Source organism: Streptomyces sp. NPDC001153, from assembly GCF_053598315.1.
Window position 1 is genome coordinate 30,399 of record NZ_JBSFJZ010000048.1, and the last position, 23,385, is coordinate 53,783.

Consider the following 23,385-nt stretch of genomic DNA (forward strand, 5'->3'; position numbering starts at 1 on the left):
GGATTCGGTTTCGGCCCGGAGAGCTGCCCCGCGGATGCCGCAGGGCGAACTCGCTGCCGAGGTGGGCTGGTCCGGTGCCGCGCCGGGCTGGTCCGGTGTCGTCCCAGGGCGGGATTGTGCACCGACCGGGGGCTGATCGGCCGCCGCCTGGGGTGGATTCGGTTTCGGCCCGGAGAGCTGCCCCGCGGATGCCGCAGGGCGAACTCGCTGCCGAGGTGGGCTGGTCCGGTGCCGCGCCGGGCTGGTCCGGTGCCGCGCCGGGCTGATCCGGTGCCCCCTAGACGTACTCGGTGCCGCCCCGGTGGATCCGCAGCCGACTCCGCAGCCGACTCGGTGGCAGCCCCCGTCGCCCGGGAGCGGCAGCCACAGAGACCGGTGGGCGTCCGCTGGCATCACCGACGTCTCATGGGTGTCGGCCGCATCACCGACGTAGGGAAGACGGCGATGGACGCGGCGGAATCCCCGTGGGCAACTGTCGTCCGCACTCTCGTCCGCAAGGGCTACGACGCCTTCTCCCACCGGGACACAGAGACCGCGAGGGGCGACCGTCGGCGGCGGATGCCGGGCATCACGTGGCCGGGAGCCACCCGCTGCCGTTGACTTCGCCGGCGCATGCCGAAGGCCCCGGTGTCCGCCCTGGGGAAGGGAGGGTGCCGGGGCCTTCGGATCAAGCTGGATGGACTCGCACCCGCGTGGCGAACGCAGGCCGCGTGCGAATCCGGGGTGCCGGGCGGGAGCGGATGAGAGAGGGCCCGCTCTGGGTCCTTCCGGCGGTCAGATCAAAGAGGGGGTTCAGCCCTTGAGGGACGTGACCTTGGAAGCAAGCGCCGACTTCTTGTTGGCGGCCTGGTTCTTGTGGATGACGCCCTTCGAGACAGCCTTGTCGAGGGCACGCGCGGCAGCGCGCTGCAGCTCGGTGGCCTTCTCGACGTCACCCGCGGCAGCGGCCTCGCGGGCCTTGCGGATCGCGGTCTTCAGGGAGGACTTGACGGCCTTGTTGCGCAGCCGAGCCTTCTCGTTGGTCTTGATCCGCTTGATCTGGGACTTGATGTTCGCCACGAAGGAGCCTTTTCAGGTTCTGGTGCGGGGCCGCGAGGGTCCCGTACCGGTGATCCAAAATTTCTCGGACGTGCCTCGTGCTGAGAGGGCATGAGGCACAGCCATCTACAGTACCAGTGGCCCTGCGAGCGGCCCAAAACGGTGCCCGGTCCCTCCGCGTGGGACCATGGAGACTACGTATCGATCCGACCCGAGGCATAAGGCGCCTCAAGAGACAGGACCCTGCGTGCCCGCGACCCCTAACCATGTGCCCGAGCCGAGCCGTACCGCCCCGGCTCTGATCCGCAATTTCTGCATCATCGCGCACATCGACCACGGCAAGTCCACGCTCGCCGACCGGATGCTCCAGCTGACCGGTGTGGTCGAGCAGCGGCAGATGCGTGCTCAGTACCTCGACCGGATGGACATCGAGCGCGAGCGCGGCATCACGATCAAGTCCCAGGCGGTGCGTCTGCCCTGGGCCCCCACCGAGGGCCCCGACCAGGGCACGACCCACATCCTCAACATGATCGACACCCCGGGTCACGTCGACTTCACCTACGAGGTCTCGCGGTCGCTCGCCGCCTGTGAGGGGACCATCCTCCTCGTCGACGCCGCCCAGGGCATCGAGGCGCAGACCCTCGCCAACCTCTACCTGGCGATGGAGAACGACCTCACGATCATCCCCGTACTGAACAAGATCGACCTGCCGGCCGCCCAGCCGGAGAAGTTCGCCGAGGAGCTGGCGAACCTGGTCGGCTGCGACCCGGAGGACGTCCTCAAGGTCTCCGCGAAGACCGGTCTCGGCGTCGACGCGCTGCTGAACAAGGTCGTCAAGGAGATCCCGGCGCCGGTCGGGGTCGCCGACGCCCCCGCCCGCGCGATGATCTTCGACTCGGTCTACGACTCCTACCGCGGCGTCGTGACGTACGTCCGTGTCATCGACGGCCAGCTCAACAAGCGCGAGCGCATCAAAATGATGTCGACCGGCGCCACGCACGAGCTGCTGGAGATCGGCGTCAACTCGCCCGAGATGCTGCCGGCCGACGGCCTCGGCGTCGGCGAGGTGGGCTATCTCATCACCGGTGTGAAGGACGTCCGGCAGTCCAAGGTCGGTGACACCGTCACCAGCCAGAGCAAGGGGGCGACGGAGGCGCTCGGCGGGTACAAGGACCCGAAGCCCATGGTCTTCTCCGGTCTGTATCCGCTCGACGGTTCCGACTACCCCGAGCTGCGCGAGGCCCTGGACAAGCTGCAGCTCAACGACGCCGCGCTGGTCTACGAGCCGGAGACCTCCGCCGCCCTCGGCTTCGGTTTCCGCGTCGGCTTCCTCGGCCTGCTGCACCTGGACGTGATCCGGGAGCGGCTGGAGCGCGAGTTCGGCCTCGACCTGATCGCCACCGCCCCCAACGTGGTCTACCGCGTGGTCATGGAGGACGGCAGCGAGCACACGGTCACCAACCCGAGCGAGTTCCCCGAGGGCAAGATCAACGAGGTCTTCGAGCCGGTCGTGCGGGCCACCATCCTCGCGCCCACCGAGTTCATCGGCTCGATCATGGAGCTGTGCCAGACCCGGCGCGGCACCCTGCTCGGCATGGACTACCTCTCGGAGGACCGCGTCGAGATCCGCTACACGCTGCCGCTCGCGGAGATCGTCTTCGACTTCTTCGACCAGCTGAAGTCCAAGACCCGCGGCTACGCCTCGCTGGACTACGAACCCACCGGCGAGCAGACCAGCTCCCTGGTCAAGGTCGACATCCTGCTGCACGGCGACAAGGTGGACGCGTTCTCCGCGATCACCCACAAGGACCAGGCGTACGCGTACGGCGTGCGGCTCGTCGCCAAGCTCAAGGAGCTGATCCCGCGGCAGGCCTTCGAGGTGCCGGTGCAGGCCGCCATCGGCTCCCGGGTCATCGCCCGCGAGACCATCCGCGCCATCCGCAAGGACGTCCTCGCCAAGTGCTACGGCGGTGACATCTCCCGTAAGCGGAAGCTGCTGGAGAAGCAGAAGGAAGGCAAGAAGCGGATGAAGATGGTGGGTTCCGTGGAGGTTCCGCAGGAGGCCTTCATCGCCGTCCTGTCCAGCGATGACAGCGCGGGGTCGGCCAAGGGCAAGAAGTAACCAGCGGTAACAACGGGTTACGTCCATAAACGGGACACAAAGGGGCCCGTCGTGCGAAAGTGCGGCGGGCCCCTACGCGTGCGTAGCGTCGCTCTGCGTGGAAAGTGACAGGCCGATGCCCCTTACGCAGCGGCCGGTCGCGCCTTACTCTGATGCCTGCTCGATAGTTACTCGCGAGTTAAACAACTGCGCAGCAACAGCACGAACCCCCACCGTGAGTTAACCCAGCCGCACCGAGTCAGCCGCACCGTCGCGGGCCCCCGGAGGATGTCGTGAGCGACACACAGACCTTGATCGAGAACCGTCCGCCGTCCGTGGCGGCCCTCTTCCTGGAGCGCGTGGCGGCCACACCGGACGCCGAGGCCTACCGATACCCGGTGCCGCCCGCGTCCGGCCAGGGCCCCGACGACTGGAAGTCGCTCAGCTGGGCGCAGGCGGCCGAGCGGGTGTACGCGATCGCGGCCGGCCTCATCGAGCTGGGCGTGCAGCCCGAGCAGCGGGTGGCGCTCGCCTCCTCCACCCGGGTCGAGTGGATCCTCGCCGACCTCGGCATCATGTGCGCCGGCGGCGCCACGACCACCGTCTACCCGCAGACCAACGCGGACGAGTCCGCCTTCATCCTCTCCGACTCCGAGAGCCGGGTGCTGATCGCCGAGGACGCGGCCCAGGTCGCCAAGGCGCTCGAGAAGCGCGCCGAGCTGCCCGAGCTGACCAAGGTCGTCGTCATCGACGCGGCGGGCGCGGAGACGAGCGACTGGGTGATCACGCTCGCGGAGCTGGAGCGGCGCGGAGCGGCCTACCTGGAGACCCACCCGTCGCTGATCAAGGAGCGGGTCGGCGCGATCAAGAAGGAACAGCTCGCCACCCTCATCTACACCTCCGGCACCACCGGCCGCCCCAAGGGAGTCAGGCTCCCGCACGACAACTGGGCGTACATGGCGAAGGCGATCGCCGCGACCGGCCTCGTCACCATGGACGACGTGCAGTACCTGTGGCTGCCGCTCGCGCACGTCTTCGGCAAGGTCCTCACCTCCGGCCAGATCGAGGTCGGGCACGTCACCGCCGTCGACGGCCGGGTCGACAAGATCATCGAGAATCTTCCGGTGGTGCAGCCGACGTACATGGCGGCCGTGCCGCGCATCTTCGAGAAGGTCTACAACGGCGTCGCCGCCAAGGCCCGCGAGGGCGGCCCGGCCAAGTACAAGATCTTCCAGTGGGCCGCCGAGGTCGCCCGCGAGTACGCCAAGGTCAGCCAGGACAACTTCCGCCGCACCGGCAACCACGCCGTGCCCTTCGGCCTCGCCGCCAAGCACAAGGTCGCCGACACCCTCGTCTACGGCAAGCTTCGCGAGGCCTTCGGCGGCCGGCTGCGCGCCTGTGTCTCCGGCGCCTCCGCGCTCGCGCCCGAGATCGGCTACTTCTTCGCCGGCGCCGGCATCCACATCCTGGAGGGCTACGGCCTCACCGAGTCCTCCGCGGCCTCCTTCGTCAACCCCGGCGAGGCCTACCGCACCGGCACGGTCGGCAAGCCGCTGCCCGGCACCGAGGTGCGCATCGCCGACGACGGCGAGATCCTGCTGCGCGGCCCCGGCATCATGGAGGGCTACCACGGGCTGCCCGAGAAGACCGACGAGGTGCTGGAGTCCGACGGCTGGTTCCACACCGGCGACATCGGCGAGCTCTCGCCCGACGGCTATCTGCGCATCACCGACCGCAAGAAGGACCTCATCAAGACCTCCGGCGGCAAGTACGTCGCCCCGGCCGAGGTCGAGGGCCAGTTCAAGGCGGTGTGCCCGTACGTCTCCAACATCCTGGTGCACGGCGCCGACCGGAACTACTGCACCGCCCTCATCGCCCTGGACGAGATCGCGATCCTGGACTGGGCGAAGGAGAACGGCCTGGAGGGCAGGCCGTACGCGGAGGTCGTCGCCGCGCCGCAGACGGTGGAGATGGTCGACGGGTATGTGCAGCAGCTCAACGCGGGGCTCCAGAAGTGGCAGACGATCAAGAAGTTCCGGCTGCTGCCGCGGGATCTCGACGTCGAGCACGGGGAGATCACGCCGAGCCTGAAGCTGAAGCGGCCGGTGGTGGAGCGCGAGTACAAGCACCTCATCGACGAGATGTACGCCGGGACGAGGGAGAAGTAGGGCGCTTTCGCCGGGGGTGGCGGGGGACCGCCGGCGGCCGCGGATCCTCCGCAGTCGCTCGTGCGGTTCCCCCGCCCCTGGGTAAGTTGCGCTCACCGGCGTTCGAAAGTGGCCGTCTTCTGTCCACTTCGGTGACTCAGCGCTTATAGCCGCCCCCGGTCTGTCACCCTGGCCGCATGGACATGGCGGCCATACCCACACAGCGGGAGAGTGAGCCCCGGGCCCGGGAGGTGCGGGGGCGGGCCACGCTGCCCGGAAGTCCTCTCGCGCCCGGGGCGGCCCGTGCACTGGTGCGGTCCGCCCTCGCCGAGGCGTCGGAGGTGTCCGGGATACCGGCGCGGCTCGTCGACGACGCCATGGCCGTCGTCAGCGAGCTGGTCACCAACGCCGTCGTGCACGCCGGTACCGACGTGGTGGTCGACTGGCTGCTGGAGCAGACCGGCGCGTTCGTCGTGGAGGTGGGCGACCGGCATCCCTCCCGCGCGCCACGCGACCCGCTCGGCGCCGAGGGGCCGTACGACACCCCCGAGTACGGGCGCGGCCTGCGGCTGGTCACCACGCTCGCCGAGTCCTGGGGCGTCACCTACCGCGCCGGCGCCAAGACCGTCTGGGCGCGGCTGCCCCCGGGCGGTGTCGAGGAACCGGGCGCCCCCGCCCCGGACGCCGCCCTGGAGGTCGCCGAGGACCTGGCCCCGCAGCCGCACCGCGCCGACGGCGACCGGGACTGGCTCGGCCGGGGCGCGCTGTCCTTCCTCGCCGAGGCCTCCGACCTGCTCGCCGGACAGCTGGACGAGAACCTGGTCACCGCCCTCACCGGCCAGCTCATCGTGCCCCGGCTCGCCGACTGGTGCGCGGTGTGGCTGGAGGACGAGGCGACCGTGCGCGGCGGCGCCGCCTCCGGTCCCGACCGGGTCTGGCACGCCAGCGAGAACCACATCGAGGAACTGCGCTGCGCCCTGGAGAAGGAGCCGCCCTGCCCGCGCGAGGGACTGCGCTCCGGCCCCGAGCCGTATCCGTGGCCCGGCCACGCGCTCGGTCCGCAGGGCGCCGACGGCACGGCGCTGTCGTACCGGCTGATCGCGGGCGGCCGGCCGCTCGGCACGCTGGTCCTCGGCCGGTGCGGGCTGCTCGGCTTCCCCGACGAGGTCACCGGGCTCGTGGAGGACCTCGGCCGCCGCGTCGCCCTGGCGATCGGCGCCGCCCGCCAGTACGCCCGCCAGGCCACCATCAGCGCCGTACTGCAGCGCGGCCTGCTGCCCGGCGCGGTCGCCGAGATCCCCGGTGTGAGCAGCGCGCTCGTCCACGAGCCCTGCGACAAGGGCGGCCCCAGCGGCGACTTCTACGACCTGTTCCCGGCCGGCGACGGCCGCTGGTGCTTCGCCGTCGGCGACGTCCAGGGCAAGGGCCCCGAAGCGGCGGTCGTGATCGGCCTCGCCCGCCCCTGGCTGCGCCTGCTCGCCCGCGAGGGCTACCGCGTCGCCGACGTCCTCGACCGCCTCAACCAGCTCCTCCTGGACGACGCCACCGAGGCCGCGGACGCCGCCGCCCGCGCCCTCGTCGCCGCCGGCGGCCGGCCGGTGTCCACCGGGGACGGCCCGCAGACCCGCTTCCTGTCCCTGCTCTACGGCGAGCTGACCCCGTACGACGGCGGGGTCCGCTGCACCCTCGCCTCCGCCGGCCACCCGCTTCCGCTCGTCCTGAGCCCCGACGGCACCGTGCGCACCGCCGCCGGCCCGCAGACCCTGCTCGGCGTGGTCGAGGACGAGACGTACACCAGCGAGACGCTGGACCTGCGGCCCGGAGACAGCCTGCTGTGTGTCACCGACGGGGTGACCGAGCGGCGCTCCGGCTCCCGCCAGTTCGACGACGGCGACGGCCTCGCCCGCGCCCTGTCCGGCTGTGCCGGCCTCGGCGCCGAACTGATCGCGGAAAGGATCCGCCGCCTGGTGGACGACTTCGGCGGGGGCCCGCTCGAGGACGACCTGGCCCTGCTGGTGCTCCAGGCGGAGTGACCGCCGTCGTACGGGACAATGGAGTACATGCCTTCCGCACTCCCCGACGGCGAGCCCGTCCCCGCCGACGGCGCGCTGCCCGCGCACGCGCTCGCCGGGGCGGCCGACCGCCCGCTCGGCTTCTACCTGCACGTCCCGTACTGCGCGACCCGCTGCGGCTACTGCGACTTCAACACCTACACCGCGACCGAGCTGCGCGGCACGGGCGGGGTGCTGGCCTCCCGCGACAACTACGCGGACACGCTGACGGACGAGATCCGGCTCGCCCGGAAGGTGCTCGGCGACGACCCGCGCCAGGTCCGCACGGTCTTCGTCGGCGGCGGCACGCCCACCCTGCTGGCCGCCGGTGATCTCGTACGGATGCTGGGCGCCATCCGCGACGAGTTCGGCCTGGCCCCGGACGCGGAGATCACGACGGAGGCGAACCCGGAGTCGGTGGACCCGGCGTACCTGGCCACCCTCCGGGAGGGCGGCTTCAACCGGATCTCCTTCGGCATGCAGAGCGCGAAGCAGCATGTGCTGCGCGTGCTCGACCGCACCCACACCCCGGGCCGCCCCGAGGCCTGCGTCGCGGAGGCGCGGGCGGCGGGCTTCGAGCACGTGAACCTGGACCTGATCTACGGCACTCCCGGCGAGAGCGACGACGACTGGCGGGCCTCGCTGGACGCGGCGATCGGAGCCGGGCCGGACCACGTCAGCGCGTACGCGCTGATCGTGGAGGAGGGCACGCAGCTGGCCCGCCGGATCCGCCGGGGCGAGGTCCCGATGACCGACGACGACGTGCACGCCGACCGGTATCTGATCGCCGAGGAGGTGCTGTCCGGGGCGGGCTTCGACTGGTACGAGGTCTCCAACTGGGCCACCTCCCCGGCGGGCCGCTGCCTGCACAACGAGCTGTACTGGCGCGGCGCCGACTGGTGGGGCGCGGGACCCGGGGCGCACTCGCACGTGGGCGGGGTGCGCTGGTGGAACGTCAAGCATCCGGGGGCGTACGCGGCGGCCCTCGCCTCCGGCCGCTCCCCGGGGGCGGGCCGGGAGCTGCTGTCGGGCGAGGACCGGCGGGTGGAGCGGATCCTGCTGGAACTGCGGCTGCGGGAGGGGGTTCCGCTGTCCTTGCTGAAGGAGCAGGGGCTCGCGGCGTCCCGGCGGGCGCTGGGGGAGGGGCTCCTGAAGGAGGGGCCGTACGAGGAGGGGCGGGCCGTGCTGACGCTGCGGGGGCGGTTGCTGGCGGACGCGGTGGTGCGGGACCTGGTGGACTGATCACTCCCGCGAGTGAATCCCTCCGGAACGCCGGTTCGGTCCCTAACCTGGTTCCTAGGCTGCCGCCAAAAGGACGCGGCGGATGTGGAGGGCCACGGAGATGACCGCTGTGGACGAGCGTGGGATGACCAGGTTCTTCGAGGAGTTCGAGCCTCCGGAGGGCATCAAGGTCGAGCTTCTCCGGGGGGAAATCGTGATGATGGTCGCTCCAGATCTCGTGCACAACCGGATTGTGGAGGAGGTGCAGGACCAGATCCCGCGCAGGCGCTGGGAACGGCTGCAGACGACGGACGTGCACATCATCAACGAGGCCAGCGAGCCCATTCCGGACCTGGTGGTCATTCAGCGCGGTGTCGCCCCGGACTCTGGCCGTCTGCTGGCGTCGCAGTTGATCACGCTGGTGGTCGAGGTGGTCTCCAAGACGAGTGTCGACCGGGACTACGGCGTCAAGCGCTCCATCTACGCAGCAGGCGAAATCCCCGCCTACCTGATCATCGACCCGATCATGGCACATTGCGTTTTGCTGACGGAGCCCATCGGTGAAGGGGACGAGGCCGACTACCGGGCCCAGCGCATCACCAAATTCGGCGCTTCCCTCCCGCTGGAATCGCTCGGCATCGAGCTCGACACCACCGAGTTCGGCACCTACAAGCAGGTCAGGCCCCACCGCTACCCGTGACGAAGTCGATCAGCTCCTCCACCCGCCCCAGCAGCTCCGGCTCCAGGTCCTTATAGGACCCCACCCGCTTCAGGATCGCCTGCCACACCGCGCCGGTGTTCTCCGACGGCCAGCCCAGCGCCCGGCACACCCCCGTCTTCCAGTCCTGCCCCCGCGGAACCGTGGGCCAGGCCTCGATGCCCAGGGACGACGGCTTCACGGCCTCCCAGATGTCGATGTACGGGTGGCCGACCACCAGCGCGTGTTCACTCGTCACCGACTGCGCGATCCGCCACTCCTTCGTGCCCGGCACCAGGTGGTCCACCAGGACACCCAGGCGGGCGTCCGGGCCCGGTGCGAAGGAGGCGACGATCGACGGCAGGTCGTCCACGCCCTCCAGGTACTCCACCACCACGCCCTCGATGCGCAGGTCGTCGCCCCACACCTTCTCGACCAGCTCGGCGTCGTGCCGGCCCTCGACGTAGATGCGGCCGGCGCGGGCCACGCGGGCGCGGGCGCCGGGGACGGCGACCGAACCGGAGGCCGTACGGGCGGGCCGTACCGGAGCCGGGGCCGAGGACGGCCGTACGAGCGTCACCACACGCCCCTCCAGCAGAAAGCCCCGCGGCTCCAGCGGGAACACCCGGTGCCTGCCGAAGCGGTCCTCCAGCGTCACCGTGCCCGCCTCGCAGCGGATCACCGCCCCGCAGAACCCGGTGCCGGGCTCCTCCACCACCAGACCCGGCTCCGCCGGTACCTCCGGCGCGGGCTTCGGCTTCTTCCACGGTGGGGTCAGGTCGGCGGAGTACTGGCGCATTCGAGTGACGATAGGAGAAGCCGCGGACCCGCGCTCACGACACGCCGAAACGGGCCGCCAGCTCGTCGCGTTGCCGGCGGACGAACGCCGCGTCCACCACCGCTCCGTGACCGGGCACGTACGCGGCGTCCTCACCGCCCAGCGCGAGCAGCCGGTCGAGCGCGTCCGGCCAGCGGGCCGGGACCGCGTCCGGCCCCGCCTGGGGCTCGCCGGACTCCTCGACCAGGTCCCCGCAGAAGACCACCTCCGGATCCCCCGGGACCAGCACGGCCAGATCGTGCGCGGTGTGGCCGGGGCCCACGTTCGCCAGCAAGGCCTGACGGCCGCCCCCGAGGTCCAGCGTCCACTCGCCGGACACCAGATGCCGGGGCGGGGCGAGCGCGTCCACCGCCTCGTCGGCGTCGGCGACCGGCAACCCGTTCCTGACCGCGTCCAGGCGCAGCTCCTCCCGCTCGTACGCGAAGACCGCGTCCAGGCCCACCGCCCCGTACACCTCCGCCCCCGCGAAGGCCGGCACCCCGAAGACATGGTCGAAGTGGGGGTGGGTCAGCGCGAGATGGGTCACACGGCCGTCGGCCAGTCGCTCGGCCTGTGCCCGCAGCCGCGCGCCTTCGGCCACGCTCGAGCCGGCGTCCACCAACAACGCCGTACCCTCTGCGAGGACCAGTCCGGCCGTGCAGTCCCAGCCGGGCAGCCGGCACCGGCCGACCCCCGCGGCCAGCCGCTCCCACCCCAGCTCTTCCCAAGTCACCGTCATACCGCGACGCTAGCCGCAGGAGCCGCCGGGACCGCACCGACCTTGCCCTCGGTGTACCCGACAGCCGTACACTGGGCCCGGGAACGCTGGCACTCGCGTGCGAAGAGTGCCAGGCGGACGAACCGCAGGACCGAGTGGAACCGAGGGGACACGTGCTGGAGGTGCGCGCGGATGCTGAGTGAACGCAGGCTGCAGGTACTGCGCGCCATCGTCCAGGACTACGTCGGCACCGAGGAGCCGGTCGGGTCGAAGGCCCTGACCGAGCGGCACAGCCTCGGCGTGTCCCCGGCGACGGTCCGTAACGACATGGCGGCCCTGGAGGACGAGGGGTACATCGCGCAGCCGCACACCAGCGCGGGGCGTATCCCCACCGACAAGGGCTACCGGCTGTTCGTGGACAAGCTGGCGGGCGTCAAGCCGATGACCGCGCCCGAGCGGCGGGCGATCCAGAACTTCCTGGAGGGCGCCGTCGACCTCGACGACGTCGTGGCGCGGACGGTACGGCTGCTCGCGCAGCTCACCCGGCAGGTCGCCGTCGTGCAGTACCCGTCCCTGACCCGGTCCACCGTGCGGCACGTGGAGCTGCTCTCGCTCGCCCCCGCGCGCGTGATGCTCGTGCTGATCACGGACACCGGCCGGGTCGAGCAGCGGATGGTCGACTGCCCGGCGCCCTTCGGCGAGAGCTCCCTCGCCGATCTGCGCGCGCGGCTGAACAGCCGGGTCGCGGGCCGCCGGTTCACGGACGTGCCGACGCTGGTCGAGGACCTGCCGGAGGCCTTCGATCCCGAGGACCGCGGTACGGTCTCGACGGTGCTCTCCACTCTCCTGGAGACGCTCGTCGAGGAGAACGAGGAGCGGCTGATGATCGGCGGGACCGCCAATCTCACCCGCTTCGGGCATGACTTTCCCCTCACGATCCGGCCGGTGCTCGAGGCGCTCGAGGAGCAGGTCGTGCTCCTCAAGCTCCTCGGCGAGGCGAAGGATCCGGGCGTGACGGTGCGCATCGGGCACGAGAACGCCCACGAGGGACTCAACTCCACCTCAGTGGTGTCGGTCGGCTACGGTTCGGGCGGCGAGGCGGTTGCCAAGCTCGGCGTGGTCGGACCGACCCGCATGGATTACCCGGGAACGATGGGAGCGGTACGCGCAGTGGCACGGTACGTCGGACAGATCCTGGCGGAGTCGTAAGTGGCCACGGACTACTACGCCGTTCTCGGCGTGCGCCGCGACGCGTCGCAGGATGAGATCAAGAAGGCGTTCCGCCGGCTCGCGCGCGAGCTGCACCCGGACGTCAACCCCGACCCGAAGACCCAGGAGCGGTTCAAGGAGATCAACGCCGCTTACGAGGTGCTGTCGGACCCGCAGAAGAAGCAGGTCTACGACCTCGGCGGCGACCCGCTCTCCCAGTCGGGCGGGGCCGGCGCGGGCGGCTTCGGCGCCGGTGGCTTCGGCAACTTCTCCGACATCATGGACGCGTTCTTCGGCACGGCGTCGCAGCGCGGGCCGCGCTCGCGCACCCGGCGCGGCCAGGACGCGATGATCCGCATCGAGGTCGAGCTGGACGAGGCGGCCTTCGGGACCACCAAGGACATCCAGGTCGACACCGCGGTCGTCTGCAACACCTGCAACGGTGAGGGCGCGGCGCCCGGCACGACCGCCCAGACGTGTGACATGTGCCGGGGCCGCGGTGAGGTCTCGCAGGTCACCCGGTCCTTCCTGGGCCAGGTCATGACCTCCCGGCCCTGCCCCCAGTGCCAGGGCTTCGGCACCGTCGTGCCCACTCCGTGCCCGGAGTGCGCCGGCGACGGCCGGGTCCGCTCGCGGCGGACCCTGACCGTGAAGATCCCGGCCGGTGTCGACAACGGCACGCGGATCCAGCTCGCCGGTGAGGGCGAGGTCGGGCCGGGCGGCGGTCCCGCCGGTGACCTGTACGTCGAGATCCACGAGCTGCCGCACCAGACCTTCCAGCGGCGCGGCGACGACCTGCACTGCACGGTCACCATCCCGATGACCGCGGCCGCCCTCGGCACCAAGGTGCCGCTGGAGACCCTGGACGGCATGGAGGAGGTCGACATCCGGCCCGGCACCCAGTCCGGCCAGTCGATCCCGCTGCACAACCGGGGTGTCACGCATCTGCGCGGCGGCGGCCGGGGTGACCTGATCGTGCACGTCGAGGTGCAGACCCCGACCAAGCTGGACCCCGAGCAGGAGCGGCTGCTGCGCGAGCTGGCCAAGCTGCGCGGCGAGGAGCGTCCGCAGGGACAGTTCCAGCCGGGGCAGCAGGGGTTGTTCTCGCGGTTGAAGGACGCGTTCAACGGACGCTGAGCGCTGCGTACGGGGTGCTTCGGCACCCCGTATGCCCTTGTCCTATGCCGTGGGAAGCCCCGATTCGGACTCTTTCGGAGGACGTGACAACATGCGGTCATGTCCTCCGCGCTGACCGATCTCTTCCCCCACCCGATCGTGCAGGCCCCCATGGCGGGCGGTGTCTCCGTCCCTCAGCTCGTCGCCGCCGTCTCCGAGGCCGGGGGCCTCGGGTTCCTCGCCGCGGGGTACAAGACCGCCGACGGCATGTACCAGGAGATCAAGCAGCTGCGGGGGCTCACGAGCCGCCCCTTCGGTGTGAACGTGTTCATGCCCCAGCCCGAGTATGCCGAGTCCGGCGCCGTCGAGGTCTACGCCCACCAGCTGGCCGGCGAGGCCACCTGGTACAAGACCGAGCTGGGCGACCCGGACAGCGGCCGGGACGACGGCTACGACGCCAAGCTCGCCGTCCTCCTCGACAACCCGGTGCCCGTGGTCTCGTTCCACTTCGGCGTGCCGGGCCGGGACGTCCTCGACACCTTCCGCCGTGCCGGGACCTTCACCCTGGTCACCGCCACCACCGCCGAGGAGGCCGGCGCCGTGGAGCGGGCCGGGGCGGACGCGGTGATCGCGCAGGGTGTGGAGGCGGGCGGCCACCAGGGCACCCACCGGGACCTTCCCGAGAACGACGGCGCCGGCATCGGACTGCTGTCGCTGGTCGCGCAGATCCGTGAGGCCGTGAGCATCCCGGTCGTCGCCGCCGGCGGCATCATGCGCGGCAGCCAGATCGCCGCCGTCCTCGCCGCCGGCGCGAGCGCGGCCCAGCTCGGCACCGCCTTCCTCGCCACCCCCGAGTCCGGCGCGCAGGCCGTGCACAAGCAGGCGCTGACCAACCCCCTGTTCACGCACACCGAGTTGACCCGCGCCTTCTCCGGCCGCCCGGCGCGCGGCCTGGTCAACCGCTTCCTGCGCGAGCACGGCCCGTACGCCCCCGCCGCCTACCCGGAGATCCACCACCTCACCTCGCCGCTGCGCAAGGCCGCCGCCAAGGCCGGGGACGCGCAGGGCATGGCGCTGTGGGCCGGGCAGGGGCATCGGCTGGCCCGCGAGCTGCCCGCCGGAGAGCTCGTGGAGGTGCTGGCCGCCGAACTCGACGCCGCCCGGACAGCGTTGTCGGCCAAGGGGGGCCTGCGATGACCGCGCCGGTGTTCGTCGTCGACTCGCTCGAGGGCGTGGGCCCCGGCTCACTCGTCGACGTCACGGGTCCCGAGGGGCGGCACGCGGTCTCGGTACGGCGGCTGCAGCCCGGGGAGAACGTGGTGCTGACGGACGGCAAGGGGCGCGGGGCCGCCGGGGTCGTCGTCAGCGTGTCGGGCAAGGACCACCTGGTGGTCGAGCCGTTCGAGTTCCCGGTGGAGCCGGAGCCCAGCCCCCGTGTCACCGTCGTACAGGCGCTCCCCAAGGGTGACCGCGGCGAACTCGCCGTCGAGACGATGACGGAGACCGGCGTCGACGCGATCGTGCCCTGGCAGGCCGCCCGGTGCATCACCCAGTGGAAGGGCGACCGGGGTCACAAGGCGCTCGCCAAGTGGCGGGCCACCGCGCGCGAGGCCGGCAAGCAGTCCCGCCGGCTGCGGTTCCCGGAGGTCGCGGACGTGGCGACCACCAAGCAGGTTGCCGCACTTCTCGCCAAAGCCGACTTCGCGGCCGTGCTGCACTCCGACTTCGAGCACGAGAGCCGGCCGCTGGCCACCGCCGAACTGCCCACCGAGGGCGAGATCGTGCTGGTCGTCGGCCCCGAAGGGGGCGTCGCGCGCGACGAGTTGGCGCTCTTCGAGGGGGCGGGCGCGAAGGCGTACGTCCTCGGTCCTACCGTGTTGCGTACATCAACCGCCGGCACCGCCGCCGTGGCCCTGCTGATGGGCCGCACCGGCCGCTGGTCCTGATACCCGGGGGACACCGTGGAACTCGCCCAAGTACGGCTCCTGGTCACCGACTTCGCCGCCTGCTACCGCTTCTACGCCGACGTTCTCGGCCTCAAGCCGCAGTCCGGGGCGGCGGAGGGGCCGTACGAGAAGTTCAGCCCGCACGCCGGCTCGGCCGGGATCGCGCTGCAGGACCGGGCGATGATGGCCGAGGTGCTGGAGGAGCTGGGGGACACCGCCACCGGTCACCGTTCGCTGGTGGTGCTGCGCGTGGACGACCTGGACGCCTACTGCGCCGAGATCACCTCCCGCGGCGCCACCCTCCTCCACGGCCCGGCCCCCATGACCGACCGCATGCGCGTCGCCCACCTCAAGGACCCGGAGGGCAACCTGGTCGAACTCCAGCAGTGGCTGCTGCTGCGCGGCTGACGGCGACCGCGGGCAGCAAGGCCCACCCGTCCACGTCACCGGCCGCCCGCAGTCGTCGTACCGCGTCCGCGAACGCCCGCACCACGCCGGGCTCGTGGAGATTGACGGTGTGACCGCGGCCGTCGCCGACCAGGCCGGAGTGCCCGTAGGCGCCACCGGTCCCCGGGAACACGATCCGGGTGCGGGACCCGTCCCGGTACAGCGTCAGCACCTCCGCGCAGGGGCCGTCCTCACGGTGGCTGTGCCGGTGCCGCACGGTCCAGCGGCAGACGGTCCCGTCCGGCAGGACGAGCCGCCTGAGCCTGCGTTCACTGCGCATCCCGCCAGATTAGGGGACCCGCTCCCCCTAGGGGTGAGTGGCCGTATGTGGCCTTCCGTGGTGTGCGGGGCGGTGGCAGTCTGCCCTGCATGGGGGCTTTGAGGTGGATTCGGTGCGGGCCGCGCGGAACACCGGTGGTGGCTGTCGCGGGACTTGTCGTGGCGGCGGGCGGCGCCCTGGTCGCCTGTCAGCCGGACGACCTCAGCACCACGTCCGTCGCCTACACCACCGCCACCACCGCGACGGCCCGGCTCAAGCACCAGCAGGTCGACGTCAGTTGGCTCACCTGTACCGGTGACCACGGCAAGGGAGGCGGGCCGGGCGCGAAGGCGCCCTCGGCGAGCGAGACCGCCGTGGTCTCCGTCGACTGCCAGGGCGAGACCAAGGACGGGCGGAAGATCACCGTCACCGGGAAGGTGACCAAGGCCGTCGACGGCGCCTGTGTGCGCGGGGACCTGACCGCCAGGGTCGGGGGCAGACAGGTGTTCCACGTCAGCGGGCTCGGGGACTGCGGCGCCCCGCACGGACCGACGTACAGGCCGCCCACCTCTCAGCCGGGAGGCGGGAGACCGACCGTGACCGTCACCGTCACGAGGACCCTCTGGTGCAAGGGCGACCCCACCTGTTGGCCCGTAGAGGGGAAGTGATCCGAACACCGGGCGCGGTGCACCCCTCGCTGCGTACAGTGACGGGGTGACTCAGGGTGCCGCCTATCTCCGATTCCCCCACGTGCATGGCGATCTGGTGACCTTCGTCGCCGAGGACGACGTATGGCTCGCGCCTCTCGACGGCGGCCGGGCCTGGCGGGTCAGCGCCGACAACATGCCGGTGACCTCGCCCCGGATATCGCCGGACGGACGGCACCTGGCCTGGACCTCCACCCGTGACGGCGCACCCGAGGTGCATGTCGCCCCCGTCGACGGCGGCCCCGCCGACCGGCTGACCCACTGGGGCAACCGCCGTACCGAGGTGCTCGGCTGGACCGCCGACGGGCGGGTGCTCGCGCTCGGCGCGCACGGCCGGCACAGCTTCCGCCACAGCTGGGCGTACGCCGTCCCGCTGGACGGCGGCCCCGCCGAGACCCTGCCGTACGGCCCGGTCGGCGACGTGGCCTTCGGCCCCGCCACCGTGCTGCTGTCCGCGCCGATGGGCCGCGAGGCCGCCCACTGGAAGCGCTACCGGGGCGGCACGGCGGGCAAGCTGTGGATCGACCGGGAGGGGGACGGGGAGTTCGTCCGGCTGCTCGAGGACGTCGACGGCAACATCGAGCGTCCGGTGTGGGCGGGGGACCGCATCGCCTTCCTCTGCGACCACGAGGGCACCGGCGCCCTCTACTCCTCCCTCGCCGACGGCTCCGACCTGCGCCGCCACACCCCCCTCGACGGCTTCTACGCCCGGCACGCTTCCGGCGACGGCAGCCGGGTCGTCTACGGCTCGGCCGGTGAACTGTGGCTGCTGGACGACCTGGAGGGCGCCGAGCCGCGCCGGCTGGACGTGCGCCTCGGCGGTCCCCGGATCGATCTGCGCCCCCGTCCGGTGGACGCCGCCCGCTGGTTCGGGGAGGCGGCCCCCGACCACACCGGGCGCGGCAGCGCCGTCTGCGTGCGCGGCGGGATCCACTGGGTCACCCACCGCTCCGGGCCCGCCCGCGCCCTCGCCGCCACCCCGGGGGTCCGCGCCCGGATGCCGCGCGCCTTCCGTGCCGAGGGCGAGGAGTGGGTGGTGTGGGTGACGGACGCCGAGGGCGACGACGCCCTGGAGTTCGCCCCCGCGACCGGGACGGTACCGGGCGCCCCGCCCCGCCGGCTGGCCGCCGGACAGCTCGGCCGGGTGCTGGAGCTGGCCATGGCCCCCGACGGCAGCCGGGCCGCCGTGGCCGCGCACGACGGACGGCTGCTGCTCGTCGAACGCGAGACCGGAGAGGTCCGCGAGGTCGACAGCAGCGACGACGGCGAGGTCTCCGGCCTCGCCTTCTCACCCGACTCCGCCTGGCTCGCCTGGGCCCACCCCGGCCCGCGCCCGCTCTCGCAGCTGCGCATCGCCCACACCACCGACCTGTCGGTCACCGAGGCGACCCCGCTCCGCTTCCAGGACTACGCCCCCGCCTTCACCCTCGACGGCAAACACCTCGCGTTCCTCTCCAACCGCGCCTTCGACCCGGTCTACGACGAGCACGTCTTCGACCTCGCCTTCGTGGTCGGCGCCCGCCCGCACCTGATCACCCTCGCCGCCACCACCCCCTCGCCCTTCGGCCCGCAGCGCCACGGCCGCCCCTTCGAGTCCCCGGACAAGGACGAGACCCCCGACAGCGAGGGCACGCCCGCCACCCGCATCGACCTCGAAGGCCTCGCCGACCGGATCGTCCCCTTCCCGGTCGAGGCCGGCCGCTACTCCACCCTGCGCGCCGCCAAGGACGGCGTGCTCTGGCTGCGTCACCCCGTGCACGGCGTCCTCGGCACCGCCCGCGCCCACCCCGAGGACCCCGGCCCGCACACCGAGCTGGAGCGCTACGACCTCGCCCAGCGGCGCCTGGAACACCTGGCCTCCAATGCCGACCACTTCGAGGTCAGCGGCGACGGCAAACGCGTGCTGCTGTGGACCGACGACCGGCTCCGGGTCGTCCCCAGCGACCGCCGTACCGGCACCGACGACGACGGCGACACCAGCGTCACCGTCGACCTCGCCCGCATCCGGCAGACCCTCGATCCGGCGGCCGAGTGGCGGCAGATGTTCGACGAGACCGGCCGGCTGATGCGCGACCACTTCTGGCGGCCCGACCTCGGCGGCGTCGACTGGACCGGCGTCCTCGCCCGCTACCGCCCCCTGCTGGCCCGCCTCGCCACCCACAGCGACCTCGTCGACCTGCTGTGGGAGCTGCACGGCGAACTCGGCACCTCGCACGCCTACGTCATCCCCTCCGGCGGCCGGGGCGGCGGCCCCCGGCACGGTCTGCTCGGCGCCGACATCTCCCGCCACCCGGACGGCAGTTGGCGCATCGACCGCATCCTGCCCTCGGAGACCTCCGACCCGGACGCCCGTTCCCCGCTCGCCGCGCCCGGCGTCGCCGTCCGCCCCGGCGACGCGATCATCGCGGTCGCCGGCCACCCGGTCGACCCGGTGCCGGGCCCGGGTCCCCTGCTCGTCGGCACGGCCGGCCATCCGGTGGAGCTGACGGTCTCCCCGGCGGGCGGCGGCGAGCCCCGGCACACCGTCGTCATCCCGATCGCCGACGAGGAACCCCTGCGCTACCACGCCTGGGTCGCCGGCCGCCGCGCCCACGTCCACGCCGCCTCCGACGGCCGGCTCGGCTACCTCCACGTCCCCGACATGCAGGCCCCCGGCTGGGCGCAGATCCACCGGGACCTGCGCGTGGAGGTGGCCCGCGAGGGGCTCGTGGTCGACGTCCGCGAGAACCGCGGCGGCCACACCTCCCAGCTGGTCGTGGAGAAACTGGCCCGCCGCATCATCGGCTGGGACCTCCCGCGCGGCATGCGCCCCACCAGCTATCCCCTCGACGCCCCGCGCGGCCCGGTCGTCGCCGTCGCCAACGAGTTCTCCGGCTCGGACGGCGACATCGTCAACGCGGCGATCAAGGCCCTCGGCATCGGCCCGGTCGTCGGCACCCGCACCTGGGGCGGCGTCATCGGCATCGACAGCCGCTACCACCTGGTCGACGGCACCCTGGTCACCCAGCCGAAGTACGCGATGTGGCTGGAGGGGGTGGGGTGGGACGTGGAGAACCACGGGGTGGACCCCGACGTGGAGGTCGTCCAGCGGCCTCAGGACTGGGCGGAGGGCCGCGACACCCAGCTCGACGAGGCGATCCGGCTCGCGCTGGAGGCACTGGAGGAACGGCCCGCGAAAACCCCGCCGGGCATGCCGACCTGATACGACTACGATGCCCCGGTATTGATCACCAGCGTGAGGAGGCACCCGCATGGCGGGAGAACCGCAGGACGACTGCCTGTTCTGCAAGATCGTCGCGGGCACGATCCCGGCGACGATCGTCCGTGAGACAGACACCACCGTCGCCTTCCGGGACATAAACCCCCAGGCCCCGACCCACATCCTGGTGATTCCCAAGGCCCACTACAAGAACGCTGCCGTCCTCGGCGCCGAAGCACCGCAGCTCGCCGCCGATGTCCTCGCCGAGACCCAGGCCGTGGCCGACGAGGAGAAGCTCGAGAGCTACCGCATCGTCTTCAACACCGGCTCCGGCGCGGGCCAGACCGTCTGGCACGCCCACGCGCACGTCCTCGGCGGCCGTGGACTGCAGTGGCCGCCCGGGTAACCAGCCGTGTCCGTACGTGAGTTGGTGATCCTCGGCACCGCCAGCCAGGTCCCCACCCGGCACCGCAACCACAACGGCTATCTGCTGCGGTGGGACGGCGAGGGCATCCTGTTCGACCCCGGCGAGGGCACGCAGCGGCAGATGGTGCGCGCCGGGGTCGCCGCCCACGACCTGAACCGGATCTGCGTCACCCACTTCCACGGCGACCACTCCCTCGGCCTCGCCGGTGTCATCCAGCGCATCAACCTCGACCAGGTGCCGCACGAGGTCACCGCGCACTACCCACGCTCCGGCCAGCGCTTCTTCGACCGCCTGCGGTATGCCACGGCCTACCGGGAGACGGTCGGCATCACCGAGGCGCCGGTCGCCGCCGACGGCATCCTCGCGGTGTCCCCGTCGTACACGCTGGAGGCCCGCAGGCTGTCGCATCCGGTCGAGTCCTACGGGTACCGGCTGATCGAACCCGACGGCCGCCGCATGCTGCCCGACCGGCTCGCCGCGCACGGGATCACGGGCCCGGACGTCGGCCGGCTGCAGCGCGAGGGCCGGCTGGGGGACGTCACGCTGGAGGACGTCAGCGAGGTGCGGCGCGGGCAGCGGTTCGCGTTCGTCATGGACACCCGGCTCTGCGACGGCGTCCGCGCGCTCGCCGAGGGCTGCGACCTGCTGGTCATCGAGTCGACCTTCCTGGACGAGGACGTCGAACTGGCCGTGGAACACGGTCACCTGACCGCCGGGCAGGCCGCCGCCGTCGCCCGGGACGCGGGCGTACGGCATCTCGTCCTCACCCACTTCAGCCAGCGCTACACCGAACCGGAGGAGTTCGAGCGGCAGGCGCGGGCGGCCGGTTTCGAGGGCGAGCTGACCGTGGCGCACGATCTGCTGCGAGTGCCGGTTCCGAAACGGCGCTGAAGCATCCGTACGATGCTTTGATGCCCCTCCCGAAAGCAGAACTGCACCTCCACATCGAAGGCACCCTGGAGCCGGAGCTGGCGTTCCAGCTGGCCGCCCGCAACGGAGTCGAGCTGCCGTACGCCGACACGGACGCCCTTCGCAAGGCCTACCAGTTCGAGGACCTCCAGTCCTTCCTGAACCTGTACTACGAGCTGATGGCCGTCCTGCGCACCGAGCAGGACTTCGCCGACCTGGCGAACGCCTACCTGGCCCGCGCGGCCGCGCAGGGCGTGCGGCACGCGGAGATCTTCTTCGACCCGCAGGCCCACCTCGCGCGGGGCGTGTCCATGGGCACGGTCGTGGAGGGGCTGTGGCGGGCGCTCGGCAGCAGCGAGCGCAACCACGGGATCTCCACCAGGCTCATCCTCTGCTTCCTGCGGGACGAGTCCGCCGAGTCGGCCATGGAGACCCTGCGGGCGGCCCGGCCGTACCTGGACCGGATCACCGGGGTCGGTCTGGACTCCGCCGAGGTCGGGCATCCGCCGGCGAAGTTCCGGGAGGTGTACGAGGCGGCGGCCGCGCTCGGGCTGCGCCGGGTCGCGCACGCCGGTGAGGAGGGGCCGCCGGAGTACATCACCGAGGCCCTGGACGTGCTCGGCGTCGAGCGCGTCGACCACGGGCTGCGCTGCGTGGAGGACCCGGCGCTGGTCGAGCGGCTGGTGCGGGAGCGGATCCCGCTCACCCTGTGCCCGCTGTCCAACGTCCGCCTGCGCACGGTCGACACACTGGCCGACCACCCGCTGCCGGCCATGCTGGACGCCGGCCTGCTGTGCACGGTCAACTCCGACGACCCCGCGTACTTCGGCGGGTACGCCGGCGACAACTTCGCGGCCGTCCACCGGACCCTGGGCCTGAGCGAGGACCGGCTGCGCGAGCTGGCCCGCAACTCCTTCCTCGCCTCCTTCCTGGAGGACGACGAGGAGCTGCGGGCCCGCTACATCGCCGAGGTCGACGCGTACGAGTTCGGCGACGCCATGTCGTAGGCGCTCCGGGCGGGCACGGCGGGCGCCTCCACCGGGACTTCCACCACCGGAAGGGGCCGCCTGCCCGCCCGCAGCGCCACCACGGTCATCGGCACGGCGATCAGCAGCAGCCCGGCGCCGAGCACCTTCCCCATCACCGGGAAGCCCGCTCCCGCCGCCAGCACACTCCCCGTCAGCGGTCCCGCCGCCGTCCCCAGTGACGCCGCCGAGCCGACCAGGACCGCCCAGCGGCCGCGCGGGTCGAGGGAGGCGGCGAGGCCGATGACGTACGACAGGACGACCGGGTAGAGCAGGTTCCAGGAGATCTCGCCCGCCGCGAAGGCCGTGAGGTCGGTCGCGGACGCGCTGAGCGCGATACAGCCCGCGATCAGGGCCGTACCGGCGCCGATGGGCACCGCCTGGCCCAGCCGGGGGCCGAGCGCGCCCGCGCCGACGACCCCGACGAGCCCGGCGCCGAGCGCGACCGCGAACACCGCGCCGACGGTGACCTCGGTGAGGTGGGACTGGTCGAGTCCGATCCGGCCGCTGACCCCCCACAGGGCGTTCTGGGCGAGGGACCAGCAGGGCATGGCGGCGGCCAGCAGCAGCCCGGCGCGGAGGTGGGGAAGCCGGCCGTGCGCGACGGTCGTACGGGCCGGTGCACTACGACCGGACAGGCGGCCGGTGAGCGGGAGCACCGCGAGTGCCGTCAGCGCGATGGCGAGCAGCGGCAGGCCGTGGCCGGGGCCGAGGTGGGGGATCGTCAGGTACAGGGCACCGGCGAGGGCGGAGACGCCGAGCAGGCCGTGGGTGGTGACCCGGTGCGGGTCCCGGTGGGCGGCGATGCCGCTCGCGGCGACCGCGCTGACCGTGCCGGACCCGAATCCGCCGATGACCGCGCCCGCGACGACGGCCGGTACGAAGGCGGTGAGGGCGGCACCGCCGTAGCCGAGGACGGCGAGCGCGAGGCCGAGCCGGGCGAGCGTGCGGGGGCCGATGCGGTCGACCCGGGAGGCCAGCAGGAAGCCCGCCGCCGCCGAACTCAGCAGCAGGGCGCTGCCGATGGCCCCGGCCTGGGTGGGGGTGAGCGGAAGCGCGGAATCGAGCCGGCCGACGGTGGTCGGCAGCAGATAGGGCGCGAGATACCCGGCCGTGAAAAGGGCGACGAGGGGCCAGGGCAGGGGGCGGCGGGGGGCGGACACGGGCGTTCCCAGGCAGGCGGAAGGAAGGGCTCGAAGAAGGGGGAGGGGCGGCGACCGTCGACGGACAGGAACCCGCGAGCAAGTTGTATCAAGCACGCGGTTTCCGCAAGAAGGGCGGGCGGTGCGATCTGTGTCACTTTTCGGTTTGCTGAGCGTGGGCCCGGGTAGACGGGGCTACACTCGTTCTC

21 protein-coding genes are annotated in these 23,385 nt (G+C 72.1%); 16 read left to right on the forward strand and 5 right to left on the reverse strand.

Annotated elements, in window-relative coordinates:
* The first annotated feature begins 405 nt into the window (after positions 1-405).
* A complete protein-coding gene (locus ACWDEN_RS39080) occupies positions 406-600 on the forward strand; it encodes a hypothetical protein (protein ID WP_450862683.1) in 195 nt (64 codons plus the stop codon).
* Positions 601-792: 192 nt separating this feature from the next.
* Here the strand turns inward: ACWDEN_RS39080 and rpsT are convergent, their stop codons facing one another.
* Positions 793-1,059 carry a 30S ribosomal protein S20 gene (rpsT, locus tag ACWDEN_RS39085; protein ID WP_067006864.1) on the reverse strand — a complete coding sequence of 89 codons (267 nt, stop codon included), beginning with the start codon at positions 1,057-1,059 and terminating at the stop codon, positions 793-795.
* 226 nt (positions 1,060-1,285) lie between these two features.
* Between rpsT and lepA the strand changes: the two genes are divergently transcribed.
* From lepA to ACWDEN_RS39110, 5 genes are all read left to right on the forward strand, one after another.
* The gene (lepA, locus tag ACWDEN_RS39090; RefSeq protein ID WP_351608498.1) at positions 1,286-3,160 is read left to right on the forward strand and encodes a translation elongation factor 4; all 1,875 of its coding nucleotides are present in this window, start codon (positions 1,286-1,288) and stop codon (positions 3,158-3,160) included.
* 272 nt (positions 3,161-3,432) lie between these two features.
* Positions 3,433-5,307, forward strand: coding sequence for an AMP-dependent synthetase/ligase (locus ACWDEN_RS39095; RefSeq protein WP_351608501.1), 1,875 nt, complete (start codon positions 3,433-3,435; stop codon positions 5,305-5,307).
* 182 nt (positions 5,308-5,489) lie between these two features.
* Positions 5,490-7,319 carry an ATP-binding SpoIIE family protein phosphatase gene (locus ACWDEN_RS39100; protein WP_351608603.1) on the forward strand — a complete coding sequence of 610 codons (1,830 nt, stop codon included), beginning with the start codon at positions 5,490-5,492 and terminating at the stop codon, positions 7,317-7,319.
* 27 nt (positions 7,320-7,346) lie between these two features.
* A complete protein-coding gene (hemW, locus tag ACWDEN_RS39105; protein WP_450862685.1) occupies positions 7,347-8,579 on the forward strand; it encodes a radical SAM family heme chaperone HemW in 1,233 nt (410 codons plus the stop codon).
* 100 nt (positions 8,580-8,679) lie between these two features.
* Positions 8,680-9,258, forward strand: coding sequence for a Uma2 family endonuclease (locus ACWDEN_RS39110; RefSeq protein ID WP_351608504.1), 579 nt, complete (start codon positions 8,680-8,682; stop codon positions 9,256-9,258).
* Here the strand turns inward: ACWDEN_RS39110 and ACWDEN_RS39115 are convergent.
* Together ACWDEN_RS39115 and ACWDEN_RS39120 are read right to left on the reverse strand one after the other, a co-directional pair.
* Positions 9,236-10,054, reverse strand: a complete 819-nt coding sequence (locus ACWDEN_RS39115; RefSeq protein WP_450862688.1) for a DUF3097 domain-containing protein — start codon at positions 10,052-10,054, stop codon at positions 9,236-9,238. The genes ACWDEN_RS39110 and ACWDEN_RS39115 overlap by 23 nt on opposite strands.
* A 34-nt stretch (positions 10,055-10,088) precedes the next feature.
* Positions 10,089-10,811, reverse strand: coding sequence for an MBL fold metallo-hydrolase (locus tag ACWDEN_RS39120; RefSeq protein ID WP_351608508.1), 723 nt, complete (start codon positions 10,809-10,811; stop codon positions 10,089-10,091).
* Positions 10,812-10,982: 171 nt separating this feature from the next.
* Between ACWDEN_RS39120 and hrcA the strand changes: the two genes are divergently transcribed.
* The 5 genes from hrcA to ACWDEN_RS39145 all read left to right on the forward strand — a co-directional run bounded on the left by hrcA (position 10,983) and on the right by ACWDEN_RS39145 (position 15,469).
* Positions 10,983-11,999, forward strand: a complete 1,017-nt coding sequence (gene hrcA / locus ACWDEN_RS39125) for a heat-inducible transcriptional repressor HrcA (RefSeq protein WP_351608510.1) — start codon at positions 10,983-10,985, stop codon at positions 11,997-11,999.
* A complete protein-coding gene (gene dnaJ / locus ACWDEN_RS39130; RefSeq protein ID WP_351608513.1) occupies positions 12,000-13,136 on the forward strand; it encodes a molecular chaperone DnaJ in 1,137 nt (378 codons plus the stop codon).
* A 99-nt stretch (positions 13,137-13,235) separates the two neighbouring features.
* The gene (locus ACWDEN_RS39135) at positions 13,236-14,312 is read left to right on the forward strand and encodes a nitronate monooxygenase (RefSeq protein WP_450862690.1); all 1,077 of its coding nucleotides are present in this window, start codon (positions 13,236-13,238) and stop codon (positions 14,310-14,312) included.
* A complete protein-coding gene (locus ACWDEN_RS39140; protein WP_450862693.1) occupies positions 14,309-15,061 on the forward strand; it encodes a 16S rRNA (uracil(1498)-N(3))-methyltransferase in 753 nt (250 codons plus the stop codon). Before ACWDEN_RS39135 ends, ACWDEN_RS39140 begins: the two co-directional genes overlap by 4 nt.
* A gap of 15 nt (positions 15,062-15,076) precedes the next feature.
* Positions 15,077-15,469, forward strand: coding sequence for a VOC family protein (locus ACWDEN_RS39145; RefSeq protein WP_351608521.1), 393 nt, complete (start codon positions 15,077-15,079; stop codon positions 15,467-15,469).
* Here ACWDEN_RS39145 and ACWDEN_RS39150 read toward each other — a convergent pair.
* Positions 15,411-15,788 (reverse strand): hypothetical protein, encoded by a 378-nt coding sequence (locus ACWDEN_RS39150; RefSeq protein WP_450862694.1) that lies wholly within the window; start codon positions 15,786-15,788, stop codon positions 15,411-15,413. The genes ACWDEN_RS39145 and ACWDEN_RS39150 overlap by 59 nt on opposite strands.
* 134 nt (positions 15,789-15,922) lie before the next feature.
* On the opposite strand from ACWDEN_RS39150, the gene ACWDEN_RS39155 reads away from it, so the two are divergent.
* The 5 genes from ACWDEN_RS39155 (at position 15,923) to ACWDEN_RS39175 (ending at position 22,016) form a co-directional block, all read left to right on the forward strand.
* A complete protein-coding gene (locus ACWDEN_RS39155; RefSeq protein WP_351608523.1) occupies positions 15,923-16,435 on the forward strand; it encodes a hypothetical protein in 513 nt (170 codons plus the stop codon).
* A gap of 94 nt (positions 16,436-16,529) precedes the next feature.
* Entirely contained in the window at positions 16,530-19,676 is a 3,147-nt protein-coding gene (locus tag ACWDEN_RS39160) for a S41 family peptidase (RefSeq protein ID WP_450862722.1), read from the forward strand.
* Between the two features lie 49 nt (positions 19,677-19,725).
* Complete coding sequence (locus ACWDEN_RS39165) at positions 19,726-20,079, forward strand: histidine triad nucleotide-binding protein (RefSeq protein WP_351608529.1); 354 nt, start codon at positions 19,726-19,728, stop codon at positions 20,077-20,079.
* A gap of 6 nt (positions 20,080-20,085) precedes the next feature.
* Positions 20,086-20,991, forward strand: a complete 906-nt coding sequence (locus ACWDEN_RS39170) for a ribonuclease Z (RefSeq protein ID WP_450862695.1) — start codon at positions 20,086-20,088, stop codon at positions 20,989-20,991.
* Between the two features lie 20 nt (positions 20,992-21,011).
* Positions 21,012-22,016 carry an adenosine deaminase gene (locus ACWDEN_RS39175; RefSeq protein ID WP_450862696.1) on the forward strand — a complete coding sequence of 335 codons (1,005 nt, stop codon included), beginning with the start codon at positions 21,012-21,014 and terminating at the stop codon, positions 22,014-22,016.
* Here the strand turns inward: ACWDEN_RS39175 and ACWDEN_RS39180 are convergent.
* Positions 21,968-23,197 carry an MFS transporter gene (locus ACWDEN_RS39180; protein ID WP_450862697.1) on the reverse strand — a complete coding sequence of 410 codons (1,230 nt, stop codon included), beginning with the start codon at positions 23,195-23,197 and terminating at the stop codon, positions 21,968-21,970. The two genes, ACWDEN_RS39175 and ACWDEN_RS39180, sit on opposite strands and share 49 nt — an antisense overlap.
* Positions 23,198-23,385: the final 188 nt, after the last annotated feature.

What these genes read in the sequence shown, in the direction of transcription:
- ACWDEN_RS39100 (WP_351608603.1), top strand. Translation starts at nt 5,490, where the DNA reads ATGGCGGCCATACCCACACAGCGGGAGAGTGAGCCCCGGGCCCGGGAG.
- hemW (WP_450862685.1), top strand. Translation starts at nt 7,347, where the DNA reads ATGCCTTCCGCACTCCCCGACGGCGAGCCCGTCCCCGCCGACGGCGCG.
- ACWDEN_RS39110 (WP_351608504.1), top strand. Translation starts at nt 8,680, where the DNA reads ATGACCGCTGTGGACGAGCGTGGGATGACCAGGTTCTTCGAGGAGTTC.
- ACWDEN_RS39140 (WP_450862693.1), top strand. Translation starts at nt 14,309, where the DNA reads ATGACCGCGCCGGTGTTCGTCGTCGACTCGCTCGAGGGCGTGGGCCCC.
- ACWDEN_RS39165 (WP_351608529.1), top strand. Translation starts at nt 19,726, where the DNA reads ATGGCGGGAGAACCGCAGGACGACTGCCTGTTCTGCAAGATCGTCGCG.
- hrcA (WP_351608510.1), top strand. Translation starts at nt 10,983, where the DNA reads ATGCTGAGTGAACGCAGGCTGCAGGTACTGCGCGCCATCGTCCAGGAC.
- ACWDEN_RS39135 (WP_450862690.1), top strand. Translation starts at nt 13,236, where the DNA reads ATGTCCTCCGCGCTGACCGATCTCTTCCCCCACCCGATCGTGCAGGCC.
- ACWDEN_RS39150 (WP_450862694.1), bottom strand. Translation starts at nt 15,788, where the DNA reads ATGCGCAGTGAACGCAGGCTCAGGCGGCTCGTCCTGCCGGACGGGACC.
- ACWDEN_RS39175 (WP_450862696.1), top strand. Translation starts at nt 21,012, where the DNA reads ATGCCCCTCCCGAAAGCAGAACTGCACCTCCACATCGAAGGCACCCTG.
- ACWDEN_RS39115 (WP_450862688.1), bottom strand. Translation starts at nt 10,054, where the DNA reads ATGCGCCAGTACTCCGCCGACCTGACCCCACCGTGGAAGAAGCCGAAG.
- ACWDEN_RS39120 (WP_351608508.1), bottom strand. Translation starts at nt 10,811, where the DNA reads ATGACGGTGACTTGGGAAGAGCTGGGGTGGGAGCGGCTGGCCGCGGGG.
- ACWDEN_RS39080 (WP_450862683.1), top strand. Translation starts at nt 406, where the DNA reads ATGGGTGTCGGCCGCATCACCGACGTAGGGAAGACGGCGATGGACGCG.